Genomic DNA, 21,931 nt, shown 5'->3' with positions numbered 1-21,931 from the left:
CCGGTGCGCTCACTCGCGGATCACCCGGCCACGGTCGTATTCACGGCCGCCCCACACCCCCGACTGGCCGGTCCGTGCCGCGTACTCGGTGCACCCCGCGAGCAACGGGCAACCGGCACAGATCCGGCGGGCGTATTCGAAGTCCTGCGACGGGTACGGAAACCACGCCTCGTGGTTGGGGTCACCACGGCAGGCCGCGCGATGCCACCGGCCCGAATCGGACAGGGTCAGCAGATCGGTCAGTGCGAGGTCGATGGTCACGGCGCGTACTCCTTCCAGATCCGGCGCTGCGTGCGGGCGAGCGGGTCGGGAGCCTTGGGCTCCCACAGCAGCCGCATTCCCGCCTCTTCGGGCGTGCGGTCGGCCTTGGCGGTATTACAAACCGCGCAGCAGGCCACCAGATTTCCCCAGGTGTTCGGTCCCCCGCGGCTGCGCGGGCGAATGTGGTCGACGGTCGCCGCCCAGCTCGCGCAGTACCCGCAGCGGTGCTTGTCGCGGCGCAACACCCCGGCCGGCGTGGCGCGGCTGTCGGCTTCCACCGGCGCGACGTGGCCGAGGTAGACGTAGCGCAGCAACCGAATCGTTTCCGGCAGCGTGAGCGCGAGCCGCTGCGATCGGATCGGGAAGTGTGGGAGGCGTTCGATCACGGTTTCGGCGGCGCCGCTGAGCAGCAGTGTCACCGCCCGATCGGCGGTGATCTCGTCGAGTGCTTCGTAGCTGGCGTTGAGTACCAGCACCCGGCTGTGTATCCAGGTGTCGGCGGCGGGTGCCGTCGGCACGGCGGCATGACGAATCAACATCGGGATCACCCAATTTCGGAGAAGAGAAAGACGAGCAGGAATGCGGCCTGCGCTCAGCGGCGCTCGATCAGGAGATGACCGGCCCGCGCGTCGTCCGCTGCGTAGCACTCGGCGAGCGGCATCTTCCGGTGCCGGTGCGATGTCGACTCATGCTGTCGCGCAATATATTTCACGGTCATCTCCTCCTTTCCGTCCGGTCCTGCCGGTCTCGCCGGTGCGAAGAACCGTCGTGTGATTCATCGTGACACACCGGGTCCGGAATGTCGGGTGATTTTTCGGTCGCACGACAAGGCTCCCGTGACCGCCCGTCACGGGAGCCTGGTCATGCGTCGGCCGCTAGCGGCTTTCGGTGAGCAGTTCAGCGCAACGTTCGCCGACGAGCATCACCGTCAGGTTCGGGTTCACCGTGGTGTGTTCGGGAAACACCGAGGCGTCGGCCACCCGCAGATTATCGATGCCCTTCACCCGCAGCTGCGGATCGAGGGGACTCATCGGATCGTCGAGCGCACCCATCCGGACCGTGCCCACCGGGTGATAGACCGTGTTGTGGGTGAGCCGGATGTAGTCGGCCAGCTCGGCATCGGACTGCGCGTCCGGGCCCGGATACAGCTCCCGTCGCACCCACTGGGCCAGCGGTTCGGCGCCGGCGATCTCGCGTGCCTTGCGCAGCCCCGCGATCATGACCCGCATGTCGTGGCCCTCCGGGTCGGTGAAGTAGCGCGGGTCGACGCGGGGCTTGTCGCGGTAGTCGCAGGACCGCAGTCGCACGGTGCCGCGCGAGCGTGCGTGCGTGACGTTCGGCGTGAGGCAGAAGGTGTCCTCGGCGGTCGGGTAGCCCTGGCGCAACGTGTGCATATCGAACGGCACCGAGCCGTAGTGCATCATCAGATCCGGTCGCTGCAAACCGTCTTCGATGGTGGTGAACACGCCGGCCTCCCACCACTGCGTCGAGCTGCGCACCATCGGCCGGGTCGTCTCGAACCCGATCACACCCTCGGGGTGGTCCTGCAGGTGCGCGCCGACGCCGGGAGAGTCGGCGAGGACCTCGATCTCGTTCTCGCGCAAGTGATCAGCGGGCCCGATCCCGGAGAGCATGAGCAACTTCGGCGATTCGATCGCACCCGCGGACACGATCACTTCGCGGTTGGCGCCGACCCGGGTGGCGCGCCCGAACGGATTGTCGACGTAGTCGACCGCCACCGCACGCAGGTTCTCATCGATCACGATCTTCTTGGCCCACGCACCGGTACGGATGGTGAGATTGGGCCGGTCCAGAATCGGATGCAGATAACTCACCGACGACGAGGAACGAACGCCGTCGGCGCGACTGTTGATCTGGAAGAAATTCGCGCCGTTGACCACGATCCGGCCGGTGTTGAACTCCGCGCGCGGAATACCGATCGCCGCACAGGCGTCGAGCATCGCCACCCCGCACGGATCGTTGGGCGGCACCGTCATGATCTGCACCGGACCGTTGCGCCCGTGCAGCTCACCGGGGGCGTCGTTGGTCTCGAGTTTCGTGTACAGCCGGTACACCGAATCCGCGCCCCACCCGGTGCACCCGTGCTCGCGTTCCCAGCAGTCGAGGTCTTCGGGCGGGGCCCAGAAGGCGATGCAACTGTTGTGCGAGGAACAACCACCGAGCACCTTGGCCCGGGCCTGGCGCAGGAAGGAGTTGCCGTTCTCCTGCGGTTCGATGGGGAAATCCCAGTCGTAGCCGGACTCGAGCAGCTCCATCCAGCGCTCGAGCTGCAGGATCGCCGGATCGTCGACGTCGGTGGGCCCCGCCTCGAGCAGACATACCGTCACCCCGGGATCCTCGGTCAGCCGCGAGGCGATGGCCGCACCCGCGGACCCGCCACCGACGATCACGTAGTCGTAGTCGCTCACAGCTGCTCCCCTCGGGCGGCGAACCAGCCGGTGACGTCCGGCCGGAGGTTCTCGTACACGTGCTTGGTCTCGCGGTATTCGTTGAGCCCCGAGGGACCGAGTTCACGGCCGACACCGGAGTGGCCGAAACCGCCCCATTCGGCCTGGGGCAGATACGGTCCGAAATCGTTGATCCACACCGTGCCGTGCCGCAACCGGCCGGCGATGCGGCGGGCGCGCGCGGCATCGCTGGACCACACCGCACCGGACAGGCCGTAGTCGGTGTCGTTGGCGATGGCCACGGCCTCGTCCTCGGTGGTGAAGGTCTCCACGGTGACCGTCGGCCCGAAACCCTCGTCGTGCACGCACGCCATCGCACGGGTGGCCTTGTCGATCACCGTCGGCCGGTAGAACCAGCCGTTGTCGAGAGTGCCCGAGCCTTCGTCGCCGGTGGCGAACTCGCCGCCGGTGCGGATGACGGCCCCCTCGGCGCGGGCCTGCTCGACGTAGGCGTGCACCTTGTCGCGATGGGCGGAAGAGATCAGCGGCCCGGTCTCGGTGCCCTGGGCGAAGGGCAGCCCGAGGCGGATGCTCTCGGCCCGGCGCACCAGTTCGTCGACGAAACGGTCGTGCGCGGATTCCTCGATCACCAGCCGCGCACCCGCCGAACACACCTGGCCGGAGTGCAGGAACGCCGCGTTGAGGGCGTTGTCGACGGTGGCTGCGAGCCGTTCGCGGGTATCGCAGGCATCGGCGAACACCACATTGGGGTTCTTGCCACCCAGCTCCAGTGCCACTTTCTTCACCGTCGCGGCCGCTTCACGGGCGATGATCCGTCCGGTGGCGAGCCCGCCGGTGAACGAGACCAGATCCACATCGGGATGCGCGGACAGCGGCGCCCCCGCCGTGGCGCCCGCACCGAGGACGAGGTTGGCCACCCCGGCGGGCACGCCGAGGTCGTCGAGCACCGACATCAGCAGGATCGCGGTGTGCGGGGTGAGCTCGGCCGGCTTCAGGACGAACGTATTTCCCGCCGCCAGCGCCGGGGCCACCTTCCACGCCGCCTGCAGCAGCGGGTAGTTCCACGGCGTGATCAGCCCGCACACCCCGACCGGTTCGTAGACCACGCGCGAGTCCACATCGGCGGATCCGGCGTCGACCACCCGGCCCGCGTCCTGGGCGGCGAGCTTGCCGAAGTACCGGAAACAGTTCGCGATATCGGTCATGTCGATATCGGATTCGTAGGGCCGCTTGCCGGTGTCGAGGGTTTCGGCATCCACGAACTCGTCGCGCCGGATGTCGATGGCTTCGGCCACCTGCAGCAGCAGGTCGCCCCGCTCGGCGTCCGGGGTCCGCCGCCAGGGCCCGGTGTCGAAGGCGCGGCGGGCGGCGGCGATGGCGGCCTCGGTGTCCTCGGCACCACCCTCGGCCACGACACCGACGAGTGAATCATCGGCCGGGCAGCGGATCTCACGGGTCTGTCCGGAGGCGGCCGAACGCCACGCACCGTCGATGTAGAGGGTCTCGCTCATTGCGTCGTTGTGCCTTCCTGATCGTCGGTGCCGCTGGTTTCCGGCTCGTGGTGATCGCCCGCCGAGCGGCGCATGTGCAGATAGCTGAGGTGATGCTCGTACTGGTCGAGCACGTCACCGATGACCTGTTCGCGGCTGTAACCGTTGAGCGAATAGCCCTGCGAGCCCTCGGCCAGATAGACCTCGCAGCGGAAGTACCGGTCGTCGGCGCGCTGGGCGAGCACGGCATAGTTCGGGGCGGGCGCCGACACCGGCCACACGCCGTATTCGAAGCGGGGTTCGTTGGCCTGGTCGACGATCAACCGGGGCGAGGGCAGACCTTCGTGGCGTCCGGTGTCGTCGACCGAGGCCGTCACACCCATACGGTCGAACTCCGAGGCCACATCGTGCATCGCCGGGACTACGGTGTTGGTGATGAACTTGCGGGTCGCGACCGGCCCCGGGTAGTAGATCGTCGAGGTCAGCCTGCGCCGCCAGCTGCCGTGTTCACCGGGCCCACGGCCCGCGGCGAACGCCTTGGGCAGCGAGCTGCGGTAACTGTCGAGTTTGTAGGACTCGTTGCGCACCGCGCGCAGCAACGAGACACCGATCAGCGCGAGTATGAACGAGAACGGCAGACCCATGATGATGGTGGCGTTCTGCAGGGTGGTGATGGAGCCGCTGGTGCCGGCGAACAGCATCGACAGGGTGAGCAGGCCGATCGCCACCGACCAGAAGATGCGGGTGCTGCGTGCGCAATCGGCCATCGGATTGGGCAGTTTCGAAGTGAAATTGCCCATCACGAGTGAACCGGAGTCGGCGCTGGTCACATAGAACAGCAGACCGGTGATGGTCGCGACACCGAGCAGCATCGGCGCGCCGGGGAAACGCTCGAGCAGCGAATAGAAGCCCACTTCCGCGCGTGCGGCGGTCGATTCGGCGAACTCCTCGTCGGTGCGGGCGAATTGGAGCGCACTGTTGCCGAAGATCGAGATCCACAGCAGGATGAAGCTGAACGGCACCACGAGCACGCCGAAGATGAACTGGCGCAGCGTGCGACCCCGCGAGATGCGGGCGAGGAACAGGCCGACGAACGGCGCCCACGCCACCCACCACGCCCAGAAGAACAGCGTCCAGGCGTCCAGCCAGGCGGTCGGCTCGTTGGCGGTCTCGGGGTTGCGGTCCCAGGCGAAGGTGTCGAGGGTGCGGTCGAAGAAGGTGGAGATGTAGTCGCCGACGTTCTGGGCGAGCCCGTTGAGCAGGAAGTCGGTTCGGCCCGCGACCAGCACGTAGACCAGCAGCATGATCGAGAGCACCACGTTGAGCTCGGACAGCCGCCGGATGCCCTTGTCGACGCCCGAGGTCGCGGAGATGGTCGCGATGACCACCGACAGGGCGATGAGCCCGATCTGGGCGGCCTTGCCCTGGTCGATGCCGAACATCTCGTGCAGGCCGTAGTTGAGCTGCACGATGCCGATGCCCAGGGAAGTGGCCACACCGAAGATGGTGCCCAGCACCGCGGCGACGTCGATGGCGTCGCCCCAGCGGCCGTGTAGCCGCTTGCCGAAGATGGGGTAGAGCGCGGCGCGAATGGTGAGCGGCAGGTTGTGCCGGAACGCGAAGTAGGCGAGCGCACCGCCCATCAGCGCGTACATCGCCCAGCCGGTGATGCCGTAGTGGAAGATCGTCCAGGTCGCGGCCTCGCGGGCGGCGTCGTTGGTGCCTGCCTCGCCGGTGGGCGGGTGCAGGTAGTTGTAGACCGGTTCGGCGACCGAGAAGAACATCAGGTCGATGCCGATGCCTGCGGCGAACAGCATCGCCGTCCAGGAGAACAGGCTGTATTCGGGGCGTGACTCCTCGGGGCCGAGGCGGTAGCTGCCGTAGCGGCTCGCCCCGATGAACACCACGAGCCCGACGATGCCGGTGGCCAGGATGAAGTACCACCAGCCGAACCACGTGACGATGAAGGTCTTCACCTCGCCCACGACGGTGTCGGCGCCCTCCGGCGCGGCCAGCGCCCAGATCGCGAAGGCCAGCACGATCGCTGCCGCGGTGAAGAACACCGGGCGATTGACCGAAACCCGTTCGTCGGCCGTGTCGTTGTTCTCGCTGTCGGTTCGATCGGTTTCGGCCGGCTCGCGACCGGTGTCCCCGTCTCCGGGACCTTTGACGCCACCCATGTGGCGAGGGTAATGCGCAGTCAGCGCCGGATCGGGGATCTTCGCACTGTGGTGCGCTGATGTCGGCGGGCGTGGCGATTCAGAGATTGCCGATGTGTTGCTCGAGCCGGGCGGCGACGAGGTCTCTGGCGTGCTCACGCAGCGCGGGCCGGTAACCGCTCGGATACACCGGGTCCGCGGGTGCGTAGTTCTTCAGTACTTCCTTTGCCAGGGTGATCTTGTGTACCTCGGTGGGGCCGTCGGCGATGGCCATCACCTCGGCGTAGGTGGTCATGTCCAGGAAGGGCAGGTCGTCGCTGACGCCGAGCGCGCCGTGCAGGTGCAGCGCCCGGCGCGCGACGTCGTTGAGCACGGTCGGCATCGCGACCTTGATCGCGGCGATGTCCTTGCGCACTGCCCGGTAGTCCTGGGCCTGGTCGATGCGCCATGCGGTGCGCAGCACGAGCAGGCGGAACTGTTCCATCTGGATCCAGCTGTCGGCGATGCGCTCCTGGGTCATCTGGAAACCGCCGAGCACCCCTCTGCGGGCCGGTCGCGACACCGCCCGCTCACACATCATGTCGAACGCCTTGCGCACCAACGCGACCGTGCGCATCGCGTGGTGTACCCGGCCGCCACCGAGTCGGGTCTGGGCCACTACGAATCCCGCGCCCTCGGCGCCGAGCAGGTGATCGGCGGGCACCCGGACATCGGTGAACCGCAGGTGGCCTTCGTGCTCGCTGAACCCGGGCACGGTGAAGTTCTCGACGATCTCGAGGCCGGGCGTGTCGGCCGCCACGATGAACATCGACAGGCGCTGGTGTGGCGGGGCCTCGGGGTCGGTCACCACCATCACGATGTGGAAGGTGGCGAACTGGGCGACGGAGTTGAACCATTTCTCGCCGTTGATGACCCATTCGTCGCCGTCGCGCACCGCGGTGGTCCGGAACGCCGTGGGATCGGAACCGCCGGTGGGTTCGGTCATCGAATAACAGGAGCCGATCTCGCCGTCGAGCAGCGGACGCAGGTACTTCTCCTTCTGCTCCTCGGTGCCGAAGTGCGCCAGGATCTCGGCGTTTCCGGAATCGGGTGCCTGACAACCGAACACGAGCGGCGCCCAGGCCGACCCGCCGAGTACCTCGTTGAGCAACGCCAGTTTCAGCTGGCCGTAGCCGGGCGCGCCGAGCTCGGGCCCGAGATGGCAGGCCCACAGGCCCTGCTCCTTGACTCGCTGCTGCAGCGGCCGCATCAGGGCGCGGACCTCGGGGTCGGTGCGGTCGTAGGGGTTGGGGTAGATCAGATCCAGGGGCTCGATCTCGGTGCGCACGAACTCCGCCACCCAGTCGAGTTGGCGCTGATAGTCCGGGTCGGTCTCGAAATCCCAAGCCATGGTCAGCCTTTCGTGTTCTCATCCGCGACGACGAGCCCGGACAGGATGGTGTCGGTGAGGATGTCGGCGATCTCGGCAGGGGTGTGCGCACCGTGTTCGCGGTACCAGTAGCCGAGCGAATTCAGCATGCCGAGCAGGCCGTTGGTGACCACGTGGTCGGCGCTGCGCAGCCGTCCCGCGGCGTGGCCGGCGTCGATGACGTCCTGCCAGTGGCGTTGCAGCCGATCGCGCAACCGCTGCAGTGCGACGGCGCGTTCGGGGGACAGGGCGCTCGCGTCGCGCAGGTGCACGGCCACCGCGCGCCGGTGGGTGACGATCAGTTCGACGTGGCTGCGGATCAGCATGCGCAGGGTCTGGTCCGGCTCGGCGCGCCGGGCCAGGATGTGCTCGGCGTCGTCGAGTAGCAGCCGGGTGTAGTCGGCGAGGATCTCCCACAGCAGCTCCTGCTTGGAGCCGATGTGGTAGTAGAGGGCGCCGCGCTGCACGTCGGCCCGCGCGCCGATCTCGGCCACGCCGGTGGCGTGGAAACCACGCTCGGCGAACAGATCGAGGGCCGCCGCACGAATGCGGGCCCTCGTGTCGGCGGCGTTGCGATCGGCGGTGGGCGGGCGCCCGCGGCGGCGCACGGGCGCGACCGGATCCAGGCTCACGGTGCCTCCGATCGGCCGGGCGAGCGGGGCTCGCGACCAGATAATGTTCCGGCCAGTACATTAAAACCTCACACGCCTACAATCAAGGGGTGTTCGAGGTGTCGGCACTACCCACGGGTAACATGACATCGACTTATTCCACCCGGTTTTCACCAAAGTGAGGCAGTAGATGACAGAGCGGATTCAGGTCGGCGGGCTCCAGGTGGCGAGCGTTCTTCACGATTTCATCGAGAACGAGGCGCTGCCGGGTACCGGCGTAGATTCCGCCGCGTTCTGGGCGGGTGCCGAGCAGATCGTCAACGATCTCGCCCCGCGCAACCGTGCCCTGCTGGCCGAACGCGACGAGATCCAGGGCAAGCTCGACGCCTGGCACGCCGAGAACCCGGGCACCGGCTACGACAAGGGCGCCTACAAGCAGTTCCTCACCGAGATCGGCTACCTGCGTCCCGAGCCCGCCCCGTTCCAGATCGGCACCGGCAACGTCGACGCCGAGATCGCCACCACCGCCGGCCCGCAGCTGGTGGTGCCGGTGATGAACGCGCGCTTCGCGATCAACGCCGCCAACGCGCGCTGGGGCTCGCTCTACGACGCGCTCTACGGCACCGACGCCATCTCCGAGGACAACGGCGCCGAGAAGGGCACCGGCTACAACCGCGTGCGCGGCGACAAGGTGATCGAGTGGGGCCGCAACTTCCTCGACGACGCCGTCACCCTGATCACCGGTTCGCACATCGGTTCCTCGTACTACAAGATCGTCGACGGTGAGCTCGAGGTCGGCCTGGAAGACGGCACCGACATCGGCCTGGCCGACCCGTCGCAGCTCGTCGGCTACACCGGTGACCCGGCCGAGCCCACATCGGTGCTGCTGAAGCACAACGGGCTCCACATCGAGATCCAGATCGATCCGTCCTCGCCCATCGGGTCCACCGACACCGCCGGTGTCAAGGACATCGTGCTCGAGTCCGCGCTCACCACGATCATGGACTTCGAGGACTCGGTCGCCGCCGTCGACGCCGACGACAAGGTTCTCTGCTACCGCAACTGGCTCGGCCTGATGAAGGGCGATCTGGCCGAAGAGGTCTCCAAGGGCGGCAAGACCTTCACCCGCACCATGAACCCCGACCGCGTGTTCACCGCGCTCGACGGTTCCGAGCTGGTGCTGCACGGCCGTTCGCTGATGTTCGTGCGCAACGTCGGCCACCTGATGACCTCCGACGCCATCCTCGACGCCGAGGGCAACGAGGTGCCCGAGGGCATCATGGACGGCCTGATCACCTCGCTGATCGCGGTGCACTCGCTCAACGGCACCGCGAAGCTGGCCAACACCCGCACCGGCTCGGTCTACATCGTGAAGCCGAAGATGCACGGCCCCGACGAGGCCGCCTTCACCGACGAACTGTTCGGCCGGATCGAGGACGTGCTCGGCCTGACCCGCAGCACCCTCAAGGTGGGCATCATGGACGAGGAGCGCCGCACCACGGTGAACCTCGCCGCCTCCATCGAGGCCGCCAAGGACCGTGTGGTGTTCATCAACACCGGCTTCCTGGACCGCACCGGCGACGAGATCCACACCTCCATGGAGGCCGGGCCGATGGTCCGCAAGGCCGAGATGAAGGCCCAGACCTGGATCACCTCCTACGAGGACTGGAACGTCGACACCGGCCTGGCGCACGGCCTGCCCGGCAAGGCGCAGATCGGCAAGGGCATGTGGGCCATGCCCGACCTGATGGCCGGCATGCTCGAGCAGAAGATCGGCCACCCGAAGGCCGGAGCCAACACCGCCTGGGTGCCCTCACCGACCGCCGCCACCCTGCACGCCACCCACTACCACCAGGTGGATGTGTTCAAGCGGCAGGCCGAGATCACCAAGGGCGGCCCCCGCGCCACCGTCGATCAGATCCTCGAAATCCCGCTGGCCCAGTCCACCGACTGGTCCGAGCAGGACAAGCGCCAGGAACTGGACAACAACTCCCAGGGCATCCTGGGCTATGTGGTCCGCTGGATCGATCACGGTGTCGGCTGCTCCAAGGTGCCCGACATCAACGACATCGGTCTGATGGAGGACCGCGCCACCCTGCGCATCTCGAGCCAGCTGGTCGCCAACTGGCTGCGCCACGGCGTGGTGAGCGAGGCCGACGTGATCGCCAGCCTCGAGCGCATGGCCCCCGTGGTCGACCGCCAGAACGCCGGCGACAAGACCTACCGCCCGATGGCCCCGAACTTCGATGAGTCCATCGCGTTCCAGGCCGCCAAGGAACTGGTCCTGGAAGGCACCAGGCAGCCCAACGGCTACACCGAGCCGATCCTGCACCGGCGTCGCCGCGAGTTCAAGGCTGCCAACAAGGGCTGACCTTCCCTCGCGCCACACGAAATCCCCTGGGAGCCTTCGGGTTCCCGGGGGATTTCTCGTGGTGGCGCGCGCACTTCGCCCCGCTCCGAGTCGGGCCGTGGCCTGAGCCGGAAGATTCGTGCGCGGTGGATGTCGAGAATGCTCGAGTGGCTCCGTCCCAGGAGTAGCACCACCGTCGAGGAACTGATCCAGTGGCGGGCCGACCGTCGGCCCGCCCGATCCGATCACCTCGGCCAGAATGGGCCGAAACGAACCGAGGAGAACATCATGGCCAAGTATCTGCTGCTCAAGCACTACCGGGGCGCGCCCGCGTCGGTCAACGACGTGCCGATGGACCGGTGGACACCGGAGGAAGTGACAGCGCACGTGCAGTACATGGAGAACTTCGCCGGGCGGCTGCGCGACAGCGGTGAGTTCGTCGACAGTCAGGCGCTCTCGCCGCAGGGGACGTTCGTGCGCTCCGACGGCGACGGCCGCCCGCCGATCACCGATGGCCCGTTCGCCGAGACCAAGGACCTGATCGCCGGGTGGATGGTGATCGATGTCGAGACCTACGAGCGGGCGCTCGAGCTGGCCGGCGAGTTGTCCGCGGCCCCCGGTGCCGGTGGGAAACCGGTTCAGGAGTGGCTCGAACTGCGGCCGTTCTTCACCGGGTTGCCCACGGTCACCGAGTGAACGAGGCGCTGCTGCGTGAACTCGTCCCCGCGGTGATCGGCGTCCTCGTCCGCCGCGGGGCCGACTTCGCCGCGGCCGAGGACGCCGTGCAGGAGGCACTGATCCGGGCATTGGAAACGTGGCAGGCCGAGCCACCGCGCGATGCGAAGGGCTGGCTCGTCACGACCGCCTGGCACAAGTTCCTCGACGCTGTCCGTGCCGAAACAGCCAGGCGAGGAAGGGAATCGCTCGTCGAGGTCCGGCCACAGACCGGCCCGGCGACCGACGACTCCCTGTGGCTCTACTTCCTCTGCGCGCACCCGGCGCTGTCGCCGGGCTCGGCTGTCGCCCTCACGCTGCGCGCCGTCGGCGGCTTGACCACCCGGCAGATCGCCGCCGCCTATCTCGTCCCCGAAGCGACGATGGCGCAACGGATCAGCCGGGCCAAACGGCGGATCACGGGCCTGCCACTCGACCGGCCCGGCGACCTGGCAACGGTGCTGCGCGTGCTCTACCTCGTCTTCAACGAGGGCTACAGTGGCGAGCTCGACCTGGCCGCCGAAGCCATCCGTCTCACCCGCCAACTCGCCGCCGCCTCCGACGACCCCGAGATCTCCGGACTGCTCGCGCTGATGTTGTTGCACCACGCCCGCCGCACATCCCGCATCGACCAGGCCGGGCGCCTCGTCCCACTGGCCGAGCAGGACCGATCCCGCTGGGACACCACCCTCATCGCCGAAGGCGTGACGATCCTGCAGACCGCGCTGGCCCGTGACCGTCTCGGCGAGTACCAGGCCCAGGCCGCCATCGCCGCCCTGCATGCCGACGCCCCGACCGCCACCGAGACGGACTGGGTGCAGATCGTGGAGTGGTACGACGAACTGCTCCTGCTCACCGACAGCCCGGTGGTCCGGCTCAACCGCGCCGTAGCGGTCGGCGAAGCCGACGGCCCCCGAGCCGGTCTCGCCGCCTTGGCCGACGTGGACCCACACCTGCCCCGCCACAACGCCGCCCGCGCTTACCTCCGGTACCGCGCGGGTGACCTCGAACAGGCCGCCGCCCTGTACACCGAGGCGTCCCTGACAGCCACCAACCTCCCCGAACGCGACCACCTGGCCCGTGAGGCGGCCCGAATCCAACGGCTGACCGAGATCGCCGACCAGTGTTGAACCGGTCGAACGCGGTGCGAGACCGCACGGTCAGGTCGTGCGGCGCTCTCTTCAGTCGTCGGTGCCGGTGTCCGGATCGGTTGTCCGGGCGTCCATACACCTCGTGTGCTCCTTTTGCCGACGCTGCGGCTTTGCATTGGGTGCTCGGGTAGCAAGGTCGGTGCTTGTGGACGTGGTTCCAGCGGGTCCAGACCGTGGCGGCGCCGTGTGTGCGCGATGGTGTGGTTCAGTGGGCGGAGCTCGGCGCAGGTTGGCCGGCGGGCGCCAACTTCGGGCGGACCGGCGTGATGAACGCGGGGTTGGGCCTACACCGTTCGATGGGGCGGTGGTTTCGCTATGCCGGAACCGGTGGATCCGGTTGAAGGCCGGTGGTGGTCACCAGAAATGGGGGGTGAGGCCCCAGGACTCGAGTTCGGCGGTTACCAGGGTGCGCAGGGTGGTGCGGGTGGGGAAGTAGTCGGGGTCGGCGCCGGTGACGGCGAGGGTGATGGTGTGGCCGTCGGTGGTGAAGGAGAGGCTGATGCCCACTTCTACGCGGCGGAACATGTCGGTGTCGTTGGTGCAGACGACCGGGCGCATGAGGACGGCGGCGGCGCGGTGGCCTGCGATGTCGGCGACGGTTTGCGCGGTTTCGCCGAGGTTGGTGCACAGGCACTCGGGGGCTTTGGCGGTGCGGGCGAAACGGTGCAGGACGAAACGGGGCAGGACCATCTGCAGTGGCTGTAGGTGTTGCAGGGCGGGGGTGGTGGCCGGGTCGCGGTAGGCGATGGCCGCCTTTTTCACCGCGGCGCGGACGGCGGGGAGGTCGATGCGGTGGCCGGTGCGGTAGGTGACCGCGATCGGCAGACCGGTGGTGGCGTTGGCGCGGGGGTCGTCGGGGGTGCGCATCGAGTGGGGGATGTCCACGCGGATGTCGGCCGTGTCGCCCACGCGGCCGCTGCGTCCGAGCAGGCCCGCACCGAGGGCGATCAGCAGGCCGTTGGTCGTGCCGGAATGTGCTGCTGCGGCGGCGTTCCATGCGGCGAGGTCGAGTTGGACGACCAGGTCGGCGGGGGACCACCGGGGCGGAAGGGCGAGCGGGGGCGTGTCGGGTCGCGGATTGCGGTCGGGCTCGGTGACGGCGCGGGCGGCGATCGCGGCACGGATCCCCTTCGCCACCGCACGCAGTTGGCGGCCGGCATCGAAGAGGTTCGCGCGCACCGCATGCCGAGGCGCCTGTCCCACGAGCCGACCTGAACTCGGTGACCGGGTTGCTTCGGTGAGCGTGCGTGCCGCGGTGCGCCGGCCCGAACTCGCGGACAGGTCGTCACCGGTGAGCCGGGTCAGCGCGTCGCCGACCGCGAACAGCACCGCTCCACCATCGGAAGCCACATGTGAGGTCACCAGTGATACCAGTGTCCCGCCCGTTGTCGTCGGTACCGCAGACAACCGCCACACCCGCCCGGTCGTGGGATCGAAATCCACCCGGCTCTGCGCGAAGTACCAGTCGAGGATCTCGTCTTCGGAGATCGGCGTCGAGTCCCAGCTCAAGGGGAGTGAGCGTGTCGCGGGCAGCCAATAGGGGCGGGCCAACGGTGTCCGGGCTCTGCGTACTCGGCGGGCCAGGAACCCGGTCGCCAGCTGGGTGTGGAACCGGTCGAGCAGCGTGCGGTCCAGTGGTTCGTCGAAGCGCCAGGCGAGCTGGTTGACCAGGGCGTTGCCGTAGAGGCTGTGCAGTTTGAGGAACAGGTCGTCGTCGGCGGTGAGGCGGTTCACGGTCGTCATGGCAGCTCCTCAGCGGGCACGCAGCGTGCGGACGGTGAGCGGGGCGAAGACGGCGGCGACCACGAGTGCGGCCACCACCGACCACAGCGCGTCGGCACCGATCACCCCGTCCTCGGCGAGGGTGCGCACCGCCGACACGAGGTAGGACACCGGGTTGTAGTCGGAGACGTAGCGCAGCCAGGTCGGCATCGCCGATTCGGGTACCAGCGCGTTGGACGCGAAACTGAGGAAGGTGAGCACCAGCATCGACATGCCCTGCACCGCCGCGGGCCGTGAGACGGTGACGCCGATGAACGCGAACAACCAGCTGATCGCCGTGGTCGCCAGCACCACCAGTACCGCGCCGGCGGCGAATCCCAGCGGGTGCTCGGGCCGGTAGCCCATCGCGAATCCGACGATCACCACGGTGGTCGCGGCGATCACATAACGTGTCGCTCCGGCCAGCAGTGCGCCGGCCACGGGTGCCGAACGCGCGATCGGCATGGCCACGAATCGGTCGAACACCCCACAGCGGATGTCTTCCGACAGCTGGACGCCCGTCGCCACCGAGGAGGTGAGCACGATCTGCACCAGCACACCGGGAATCAGCACCGGCAGATACGCCTCGAGGCTGCCCGCGATGGCGGTGCCGAAGATGTTGCCGAACAGCAGTGGCCCGACGATCGGCAGCAGCAGCGCGTCATAGAGCAGCTGCGGGCTGTGCCGGAAGGTGAGCAGTCCGCGCCAGGCCATCATCAGCGACTGGAACAGCGCCGCCCGCAGACCCACGTGGGTGACGCGCGGGCGGCGATCGATCGTGGGCGGTGCGGCGGTGGTGGTGAGAGTCATTGTCGGCCTCGGTCTTTCGGGATTCAGGCGGCCGCGCGAGCAGTGCCGGTGAGAGCGAGGAACACCTCGTTGAGATCGGGACGGTCGACGGCGAAACCGCGCAGTTCGATTCCGGCGGCCCGGCAGGCGGTCACGATGTCGGCGGCGGTGCCGGTTTCGGCGAGCGCGACGGTGAGCGTGCCCGCCGAGGATCCCTCGGGAACGTCGCCGGTGAGTTCGGCGATGATCACCTCGGCGTGCGGGGCCTGAGCGGAATCGGCGAGTTCGAGTCGCAGCACCTGGTCACCGATGGAGGACTTCAGTTCGGCGGCGGTGCCCTCGGCGACGATCGCACCGCGGTCGATGACGGCGATGCGGTCGGCGAGCGCGTCGGCTTCCTCGAGGTACTGGGTGGTGAGCAGTACGGTCGCCCCGCGCGCGACCAGACGCCGGATGATGCCCCACATGCGGTCGCGGGTGTGCGGGTCGAGGCCGGTGGTCGGCTCGTCGAGGAAGATCAGCGGGGGATCCGTGATCAGTGTCGCCGCCAGGTCCAGGCGCCTGCGCATGCCGCCGGAGAACTGGGCGACCGGCTTGTCGGTGACCTGGGTGAGCTCGAATTCGTCGAGGAGTTCGGCGCCGCGCCGCGCGGCGCCGCGGCGCGACAGACCGAGCAACCGTCCGAACAGGCGCAGATTCTCACCGGCGGTGAGGGTTTCGTCGACGGAGGCGTACTGGCCGGTGAGCCCGATCATCGAGCGCACCGCGGTGGCCGCGCGCACCACGTCGTAGCCGAAGACCTCGGCGGCACCGCGGTCGGGGCGCACCAGGGTGGCCAGCATCCGCACCGTGGTCGTCTTGCCCGCCCCGTTGGGTCCGAGCAGGGCGAACACGGTGCCCGCCGTGATGGTGAGGTCCACACCGTCGACGGCGGTGAAGTCGCCGTAGGACTTGCCGAGTCCGGTGGCGCGGATGGCGATCTCGGTGCTCACAGGGGCCTCCCGGCGACGTGGATCGGTTGCGGAATGTTGGCGAGTGCTTCGATGGCGTCGGCGGCGCGCTCGACTCCGTCGGTGGTGAAGCCGGCGGCGTAGGCGTGCGCTCGATGCCGCGCGCCGGGGGTGTCGACCCGGTCGAGCAGGGCTTGCAGCCGCGGCGCGGTCAGTTGCTTGGCCGGCATCGTCGCGGCCAGTCCGAGTCGCCGCAACGCCTGACCCCAATAGGGTTGGTCGGCCTGGACCGAGCAGATGACCTGGGGAACACCCGCGCGCAGGGCGGCCGCGGTCGTGCCCGCGCCGCCATGGTGGACAGCGGCCACACAGCGCGGGAGGACTTCGGCATGGTCCACCTGGTCGACCACGGCGAGGTCGGCGCCGAATTGCGGGACGATCGAAGCCCAGCCCGAGACCAGCAGCAGTCTGCGCCCGCGCCGGGCGCATACCGACCGCAGGATGGCGACGAGGTCGGCGGGGTCGCCGACGTCCATGGAACCGAAGCCGACATAGATCGGTGCGGTCCCGGCATCGAGCCAGGAATGCAGTGCGGCCGATGGGCTCGGAGGTTCGGCGCCGGACCGGCGACGGATGCCGCGGTCCCGGCCGGACGCTGTAGACCCCGTGGGGAGGTCGACCGGGAACCCGGTGAACGGACCAGATATTTCCTCGGCGAGGCCGGGGAACAACCGCGCGTCATATGCCTGAATCCACAAGGTTCCCACCGTGGTGGGCACGGCTGCCGGCGACCGGCCGACGGTCGGTAGCACCGGTGCCAATGCCGCCGCCCGGGCGCGTGCCAGGGCCGACCAACCCCAGCGATGCACGACGCCGGGCACACGCTCGGCCCATCGCGCGGGCACCACGGGAACGGCCGTGTTGGGCTGGATCGGGAAGAAGTGCAGCGCCGCGAACGGCAGTCGCACCGCTCGCGCCACCGATTCGCCGACCTCCTCGCCCGCCATTCCGGCGACCAGCACATCGTGGCCGGGTGCCAGCGTGCGCAATCCGTTCAGCGCCTCGGGGACACCACGGCGTTGCAGTTCGAACAGTGCGCGCAGCCGGGCCCGGGGATCGCGGCTGGTGAATCGGTGGTCGGTGCGCTGCGCCCGTAGGAGCTCGGCACTGTCACGGCCGAAAGCTACTGCGGGAACGCCGTATTCGGCGGCGAAGGCGAGCAGATTCGGGGCGAGCGCCAAGGTGACCTCGTGTCCGCGGGCGCGCAGTGCGCGGGCCAGGAGGATGCCGGGTTGGGCATCGCCTCTGCTGCCGGTGAAAGCCAGGAGTGCACGCATCCGCTCACCCCACCTGCGCCCGCACCGCGAAAGGCTCGGCGCTGCCGGCGGAGTGCGCGTCGTCGACGTGCGGCACCACCTGGGGGTCGGTCACCGTCGGCCGGTGTGTCCCGTCGTTGGTCGAGAGCGCGCCCGGGTTCACCGACTCCCGCGGATCCGCCATCGTGCAGATCGACAACAGGGCCTGTCCGAACGCGGTCAAGAACTCGTCCATCACCTCGGCCGCCAGCCCGGCGGGATAGCGCGTGGAGACGTAGAGCCCGTCGGCGGCGCGCACCACCCACAGGAACACCTCGTCGGGGGAGTACGACTCCGCGCGCAAGGTGCGCCCGCGCAGGTCGGCGACCAGTTCGTAGCCCGGCAGCACCCGGATGTCGAGGTACGAGGTGCCGAAGCGCGGTGTGTCGGCGATGCCGAGCAGTTCCAGCGCCCGTGACCAAGCGGCATCGTTGGCCGTGCGGGAACGACGCAACGCGGTGCGCGTGCATTCGAGTGCGGCCGCGATGCCCGCACCCGGTGGCGGCGCGATATCGACCGGCACCACATTGACGAACCAGCCCATCGACTCCAGCCAGCGCAGATCCGGCCTGGTCGCGATCGGCATCACCGTGCGGAACCGTTCGTCGCCGAACTGCTGTCGATGCGCGGTCGCCAAGGCCGCGAACACGGCCACCGGCATCCGGTGGCGCACCTGGTCGAGCACTGTTTCCACCTGCTCGAGCTCGGTCAGGCCGAGCACCCGCCGCGACACGCTGGGCTGCGGCGCTCCGGCGACGACGGGTCGGTGCGCGTGCGCGGCGAAACGCGGCAACGGACCGTGGGCGAGGAACTCACGCCAGGTCGCCACCGCGGGCGAATCGACGGTGAGCTCGGCCGCGGCTGCCCGCTCGAGCACGGCGAAGTCGGCCGCGCTGCCGAAGGTCACCGACTCGCGCGGCGCCGCACCCGCGCGGACCTCCTGGTAGAGAGTGCGCAGCTCCAGAATGAGGATCGCCTGGGAATAGGCGTCCATCACCGAATGGTCGGCGGCGATGATCACCGTGAAGTCGCCGGTGTGCTCAACAGTGGCGGCGAGGCAGTGCGGCCAGGTCAGCGGCGACAGGCGCAATTCGAAAGTGTCACTGAGGAACTCATTGATCCGAGTGCTTTCGGTGACGCCCTCGACTCGTTGCTCGGCGATGCCGACGGCCGCGGCGATGCGGCGACGAGGTTCGGCTCCGGGACGGGTCGCCACCGTCGTGCGCAGCCCCTCGTGTCTGACGTGCCAGCGGCGCAGCGTCTCGGACCAGGTACCGGCCTCGAACGGGGAATCCATCTCGAAGGCCGTCCCGATCCAGCGACCGCGGCCGGGCCGGGGATCGGTGGGATCGATGCTCGTGCAGTATCCGGCGTGCACGCTGGTCAGCGGCCGGTCGTCGGGCTGCCACGCGCCGGTGTGAAGTTCGGGAGTCCAGATCGACAGACTGCCGGCACGAATCGCGAATTCGGACAAATGCGTGTATTCCATGGCAGGGATTCACCTCGTGACGAATGCGGGCCGAAGCGGGCGAAGGGCGGAATTCGGGTGACACCTCGCTGTGTCGCCGGTGTGCTCTGGAACTTCGACGGGCAGGCATTTTCGGGAAGCCGCGGCAGGGCTGATCGTATCGGTGAAACCGCAAAATGCAGCACGGTGACGGCCGTCACGATTCTTCTGAACAAAACTCCCGGGCCTGCGGTGCATCGCGCAATGAATACGACTCGTATTGCGTTGCAGAATATTTCGAATGAAAATTCTCGGGTACGAATATGTCCGCCTGGTATTTTGTTCACATGGCTCCGGCGGTGTCCTGTAGGCGTGATCACATTGTCCGTGGACGGTTGTGTAACTGCGTTTCCCGGCCGTTCACCCGCGGCGCCGATCTCGCCGGAACGGTCGTTGGCCGTGGATTCGGTGTGTTGTCACAGCGAGGTCGGTTCGTCGGCTGTTGGTAGGGTGGACCCCGCGAAGTGTCCGTTCGACGTAAGGAAAACAATGGGAAGCACTGCCCTCGACGTCATCGCGTTGGTCGTGAACCGCGCCGCCGGTTTCTGGAACTGGATGGCGACGGGCTCGGCGGGATTCCCCCCGCTGTGACGATCGGCTGACACCAATTCTGTCCGCGAAACCCCCGACGGCTCACCGCTGTCGGGGGTTTCGTCGTGCGGTGGCCGGTGCCGGTCGATCTAGAGTGGGCCGATGACGACGGCGGAGCATGCGGTGGCGCGGCCGACCCCACGACGGTGGTGGTCGGCGATGTGGGCGACGGTGGTGTCGGCGCTCGTGGGAGTGGTGCTTCTGCTGGTGGTCGCCGCGACCCGCGCCGATGTGATGATCTGGGTTGTGGGGGTCCTGACGCTGCTGATGGCCGGGCTGTGCTGGCTGGTCCTGGCGCCGATCGGGTGCGCACGGTACCGGCGATATCGCCTGGTGTCGGCAGCACCGGTGATCGTGCTCGCCGGTGCCGGATTGCTGGTGGCGCAGGTGCCGGAGAAGCTGGCGTGGGGCTTGTCGGAAGGCGCGCTGACCGAGGCGGCGCACAGCTGCCAGGAGTCGGAGGCCGGTTGGTTCGGTGTCCTGCGCATCGACAGGGTCCGGGCCGCGGACGGCGGTTGCCAGTTCTCGGTGGCCGGTATCTCCATCGGCGGGCTGGCCTACTTCCCGCCGCAGACCTCGCCACCGGATCACGGGGGCCGGCCCTATACGGCGGTGTACACGCACTATGACGGCGATTGGTACGAGTTCGACGTGATCATGCACGACTGACCTCGGTTTCGTGTCGTACCCCGGCGTTACCGTTGGCGCACAACCCATGTCGAGGGAGGGTGGCGATGAGCGACGATTTCGACGGTGCGCGCGAGCGGGCGCGGCGACCGGAGGACCTGAGCCGGCTGGTGGTCGAACGGTTGAACGCCGGTGATGTGGACGGGCTGGTGGAGCTCTACGAATCCGATGCGGTGCTCGCACTGCCGGATGGGGTCGTGGCGACGGGCATCGACGAGATTCGGGCGGCCTACGCGCGGCTGGTGGCCGATCGTCCGGTGTTCCAGCTCGGACCGCAGGTGCCGGCCTTACGCGCGGGCGATCTGGCGCTGACCTCCTCGCGCCTGCCCGGCGGCCCCGGCGCGACCGTGGAGGTGGCGCGCAGGCAGCCCGACGGCAGCTGGCGCTGGATTCTGGACCAGCCGAACGTGCTGGGCTGAGCAGCACCCGGACCGGGTCGCGCGCACGGCGATTCGGGAGTCAGTTCTGGTTCAGGCCGGTCGCCAGTACCACCACGACCTTGTCGTCGGTGACTTCACTGACCCGCACGTCCATACCGTTGGCCGCCTGGGACTCACCCACCGGCATCGTGACCTGCTGACCGCCGACCCGTAACGTGACGACCTCACCCTCCACCCCCACCAGTTCGGCCTCGATCCCCAGCACCGAGGCTTTGGCGTTCACCCCACGGTCGAAGGTGACGGTGCAGCCGCTGACGGTGCATTCGGAGGTGGTGCCTGCCCCGGTGATGGTGCAGGCGGTGGCGGCGAAGGGCAGCAGGAGGGCGAACGCGGAGAGCGTGATCAGCCGTCGAACAGGCATGCGATCAGTGTAGTGCGCCGCGGGCCACGCGGCGACACACCCGCGTTGGAATCGAAGGTGCAACGGAACGGTCTCGCCGGTGTTGGGTGCTCGAGCCCCCGGGTAACTATCCACTGACAGACGACTGGCATCGCAGGTCCGCAGGGTGATCGCTGGAGACGAGGGCCGAGACCGGGAGGTGGGACACCATGATCGCGAGCGAGATGACTGTTGCGAGCCGCTGGTGGTGGCGGCCGGGCTGGACGCCGGGTCGCTCGTTCTACGACTGGCAGGTGGAGCCGACCCAGCCGGTCGCCGACGAACTCGTCGACTTCTTCGCCCCTGCCCTGTCCCGGTTGCCCGGTCTGGAACCGGTCGACGCGCCGCGCTTGCGTATCGATGTGCAGGGTGTCGGGTTCGTCGACGGTGTCAAAGGTGTGCACCTGGCGGAGCTGGTCGCCGGCGCCCGCCGATTGCTGGCCGGGCACGCTCCGTTCCAGCTCACGTTCGGGCCGCCGGTGGTGGCCCGGGACTCGGTGTGCTTGCCGATTGCCCTGCCCGAGGAATTACGCCGGGTCCGCGAGGACCTGACCACTGCCATGACCGAGGTGTGGATCCGGGAACGCATCCCGGAATTCGGTGAGCCGTTGCGGCCGTACCTGGCCTTGGCCCATGCCACCGAGGCGGTGCCGGTGGCCGAGATAGAGGCCGTGCTCGACGAGGGCGGTTTCGCTGATTTCTGTCTCGACGAGACCGTGTCCGAGGTCGAACTGGTCGAGTTGGTGTGTGAGGACGGCCGGTACGACTGGTCGGAGGTCTGTGCCGCCGAGCTGCTGCGGGTGCCCGACCCGGTTGCCGGACATGCCACGTTCGGTGACCGGGCCTGTGAGGCGATGCCCCGGCCGCGCACGGCACAGCTACTCAGGAGCTGAGCCGAC

Annotated in this window: 19 protein-coding genes; 6 read left to right on the top strand and 13 right to left on the bottom strand. The window is 68.4% G+C overall.

What is annotated here, in order from left to right:
* Positions 1–9 precede the first annotated feature (9 nt).
* The 7 genes from ACFO5K_RS01475 to ACFO5K_RS01445 form a co-directional block, all read right to left on the bottom strand.
* The gene (locus ACFO5K_RS01475; RefSeq protein WP_378555278.1) at positions 10–261 is read right to left on the bottom strand and encodes a WhiB family transcriptional regulator; all 252 of its coding nucleotides are present in this window, start codon (positions 259–261) and stop codon (positions 10–12) included.
* Positions 258–800 (bottom strand): HNH endonuclease, encoded by a 543-nt coding sequence (locus ACFO5K_RS01470; protein WP_378555277.1) that lies wholly within the window; start codon positions 798–800, stop codon positions 258–260. Before ACFO5K_RS01470 ends, ACFO5K_RS01475 begins: the two co-directional genes overlap by 4 nt.
* Positions 801–1,136: 336 nt before the next feature.
* On the bottom strand, positions 1,137–2,690 hold the full coding sequence (locus tag ACFO5K_RS01465; RefSeq protein WP_378555276.1) for a GMC family oxidoreductase: 1,554 nt from the start codon (positions 2,688–2,690) through the stop codon (positions 1,137–1,139).
* Positions 2,687–4,201, bottom strand: a complete 1,515-nt coding sequence (locus tag ACFO5K_RS01460) for an aldehyde dehydrogenase family protein (protein ID WP_378555275.1) — start codon at positions 4,199–4,201, stop codon at positions 2,687–2,689. The genes ACFO5K_RS01465 and ACFO5K_RS01460 overlap by 4 nt, the downstream gene beginning before the upstream one ends.
* Positions 4,198–6,360 carry a choline BCCT transporter BetT gene (gene betT, locus ACFO5K_RS01455; RefSeq protein WP_378555274.1) on the bottom strand — a complete coding sequence of 721 codons (2,163 nt, stop codon included), beginning with the start codon at positions 6,358–6,360 and terminating at the stop codon, positions 4,198–4,200. The genes ACFO5K_RS01460 and betT overlap by 4 nt, the downstream gene beginning before the upstream one ends.
* 79 nt (positions 6,361–6,439) lie before the next feature.
* Complete coding sequence (locus tag ACFO5K_RS01450; protein WP_378555273.1) at positions 6,440–7,729, bottom strand: acyl-CoA dehydrogenase family protein; 1,290 nt, start codon at positions 7,727–7,729, stop codon at positions 6,440–6,442.
* Positions 7,730–7,731: 2 nt separating this feature from the next.
* The gene (locus ACFO5K_RS01445; protein ID WP_378555497.1) at positions 7,732–8,373 is read right to left on the bottom strand and encodes a TetR/AcrR family transcriptional regulator; all 642 of its coding nucleotides are present in this window, start codon (positions 8,371–8,373) and stop codon (positions 7,732–7,734) included.
* A gap of 175 nt (positions 8,374–8,548) precedes the next feature.
* Here ACFO5K_RS01445 and ACFO5K_RS01440 point away from each other — a divergent pair, with 175 nt between their 5' ends.
* From ACFO5K_RS01440 to ACFO5K_RS01430, 3 genes are all read left to right on the top strand, one after another.
* On the top strand, positions 8,549–10,729 hold the full coding sequence (locus ACFO5K_RS01440; protein ID WP_378555272.1) for a malate synthase G: 2,181 nt from the start codon (positions 8,549–8,551) through the stop codon (positions 10,727–10,729).
* A gap of 267 nt (positions 10,730–10,996) precedes the next feature.
* Positions 10,997–11,404, top strand: a complete 408-nt coding sequence (locus ACFO5K_RS01435) for a YciI family protein (protein WP_378555271.1) — start codon at positions 10,997–10,999, stop codon at positions 11,402–11,404.
* Positions 11,401–12,552, top strand: a complete 1,152-nt coding sequence (locus tag ACFO5K_RS01430) for an RNA polymerase sigma factor (protein WP_378555270.1) — start codon at positions 11,401–11,403, stop codon at positions 12,550–12,552. The genes ACFO5K_RS01435 and ACFO5K_RS01430 overlap by 4 nt, the downstream gene beginning before the upstream one ends.
* Positions 12,553–12,927: 375 nt before the next feature.
* Here the strand turns inward: ACFO5K_RS01430 and ACFO5K_RS01425 are convergent, their stop codons facing one another.
* Genes ACFO5K_RS01425 through ACFO5K_RS01405 form a run of 5 tightly spaced genes read right to left on the bottom strand, consistent with a single transcriptional unit; the run spans position 12,928 to position 18,917 of the window.
* Positions 12,928–14,316, bottom strand: a complete 1,389-nt coding sequence (locus ACFO5K_RS01425; protein ID WP_378555269.1) for a hypothetical protein — start codon at positions 14,314–14,316, stop codon at positions 12,928–12,930.
* 9 nt (positions 14,317–14,325) lie between these two features.
* The gene (locus ACFO5K_RS01420) at positions 14,326–15,144 is read right to left on the bottom strand and encodes an ABC transporter permease (protein WP_378555268.1); all 819 of its coding nucleotides are present in this window, start codon (positions 15,142–15,144) and stop codon (positions 14,326–14,328) included.
* A 23-nt stretch (positions 15,145–15,167) separates the two neighbouring features.
* On the bottom strand, positions 15,168–16,115 hold the full coding sequence (locus ACFO5K_RS01415; protein WP_378555267.1) for an ATP-binding cassette domain-containing protein: 948 nt from the start codon (positions 16,113–16,115) through the stop codon (positions 15,168–15,170).
* A complete protein-coding gene (locus ACFO5K_RS01410) occupies positions 16,112–17,410 on the bottom strand; it encodes a glycosyltransferase (RefSeq protein ID WP_378555266.1) in 1,299 nt (432 codons plus the stop codon). Before ACFO5K_RS01410 ends, ACFO5K_RS01415 begins: the two co-directional genes overlap by 4 nt.
* Positions 17,411–17,414: 4 nt before the next feature.
* Positions 17,415–18,917 (bottom strand): condensation domain-containing protein, encoded by a 1,503-nt coding sequence (locus ACFO5K_RS01405; RefSeq protein ID WP_378555265.1) that lies wholly within the window; start codon positions 18,915–18,917, stop codon positions 17,415–17,417.
* Between the two features lie 711 nt (positions 18,918–19,628).
* Between ACFO5K_RS01405 and ACFO5K_RS01400 the strand changes: the two genes are divergently transcribed.
* Entirely contained in the window at positions 19,629–20,195 is a 567-nt protein-coding gene (locus tag ACFO5K_RS01400; RefSeq protein ID WP_378555264.1) for a hypothetical protein, read from the top strand.
* Between the two features lie 65 nt (positions 20,196–20,260).
* Positions 20,261–20,632, top strand: a complete 372-nt coding sequence (locus ACFO5K_RS01395; protein ID WP_378555263.1) for a YybH family protein — start codon at positions 20,261–20,263, stop codon at positions 20,630–20,632.
* Positions 20,633–20,672: 40 nt separating this feature from the next.
* On the opposite strand, the gene ACFO5K_RS01390 is transcribed toward ACFO5K_RS01395, so the two are convergent.
* A complete protein-coding gene (locus ACFO5K_RS01390; RefSeq protein WP_378555262.1) occupies positions 20,673–21,014 on the bottom strand; it encodes a hypothetical protein in 342 nt (113 codons plus the stop codon).
* Between the two features lie 188 nt (positions 21,015–21,202).
* Here ACFO5K_RS01390 and ACFO5K_RS01385 point away from each other — a divergent pair, with 188 nt between their 5' ends.
* Entirely contained in the window at positions 21,203–21,925 is a 723-nt protein-coding gene (locus ACFO5K_RS01385; protein WP_378555261.1) for a 2'-5' RNA ligase family protein, read from the top strand.
* Positions 21,926–21,931 lie beyond the last annotated feature (6 nt).

Source organism: Nocardia halotolerans, from assembly GCF_042650145.1.
Classification (GTDB): Bacteria; Actinomycetota; Actinomycetes; order Mycobacteriales; family Mycobacteriaceae; genus Nocardia; species Nocardia halotolerans.
The sequence above is the reverse complement of the archived record's forward strand: the minus strand, read 5'-3'. Positions and strand labels throughout refer to the sequence as shown.

Coding starts and splice junctions, on each gene's coding strand:
- ACFO5K_RS01470 (WP_378555277.1), bottom strand. CDS start 800: ATGTTGATTCGTCATGCCGCCGTGCCGACGGCACCCGCCGCCGACACC.
- ACFO5K_RS01460 (WP_378555275.1), bottom strand. CDS start 4,201: ATGAGCGAGACCCTCTACATCGACGGTGCGTGGCGTTCGGCCGCCTCC.
- betT (WP_378555274.1), bottom strand. CDS start 6,360: ATGGGTGGCGTCAAAGGTCCCGGAGACGGGGACACCGGTCGCGAGCCG.
- ACFO5K_RS01450 (WP_378555273.1), bottom strand. CDS start 7,729: ATGGCTTGGGATTTCGAGACCGACCCGGACTATCAGCGCCAACTCGAC.
- ACFO5K_RS01440 (WP_378555272.1), top strand. CDS start 8,549: ATGACAGAGCGGATTCAGGTCGGCGGGCTCCAGGTGGCGAGCGTTCTT.
- ACFO5K_RS01435 (WP_378555271.1), top strand. CDS start 10,997: ATGGCCAAGTATCTGCTGCTCAAGCACTACCGGGGCGCGCCCGCGTCG.
- ACFO5K_RS01425 (WP_378555269.1), bottom strand. CDS start 14,316: ATGACGACCGTGAACCGCCTCACCGCCGACGACGACCTGTTCCTCAAA.
- ACFO5K_RS01420 (WP_378555268.1), bottom strand. CDS start 15,144: ATGACTCTCACCACCACCGCCGCACCGCCCACGATCGATCGCCGCCCG.
- ACFO5K_RS01410 (WP_378555266.1), bottom strand. CDS start 17,410: ATGCGTGCACTCCTGGCTTTCACCGGCAGCAGAGGCGATGCCCAACCC.
- ACFO5K_RS01405 (WP_378555265.1), bottom strand. CDS start 18,917: ATGGAATACACGCATTTGTCCGAATTCGCGATTCGTGCCGGCAGTCTG.
- ACFO5K_RS01400 (WP_378555264.1), top strand. CDS start 19,629: ATGACGACGGCGGAGCATGCGGTGGCGCGGCCGACCCCACGACGGTGG.
- ACFO5K_RS01395 (WP_378555263.1), top strand. CDS start 20,261: ATGAGCGACGATTTCGACGGTGCGCGCGAGCGGGCGCGGCGACCGGAG.
- ACFO5K_RS01390 (WP_378555262.1), bottom strand. CDS start 21,014: ATGCCTGTTCGACGGCTGATCACGCTCTCCGCGTTCGCCCTCCTGCTG.
- ACFO5K_RS01385 (WP_378555261.1), top strand. CDS start 21,203: ATGATCGCGAGCGAGATGACTGTTGCGAGCCGCTGGTGGTGGCGGCCG.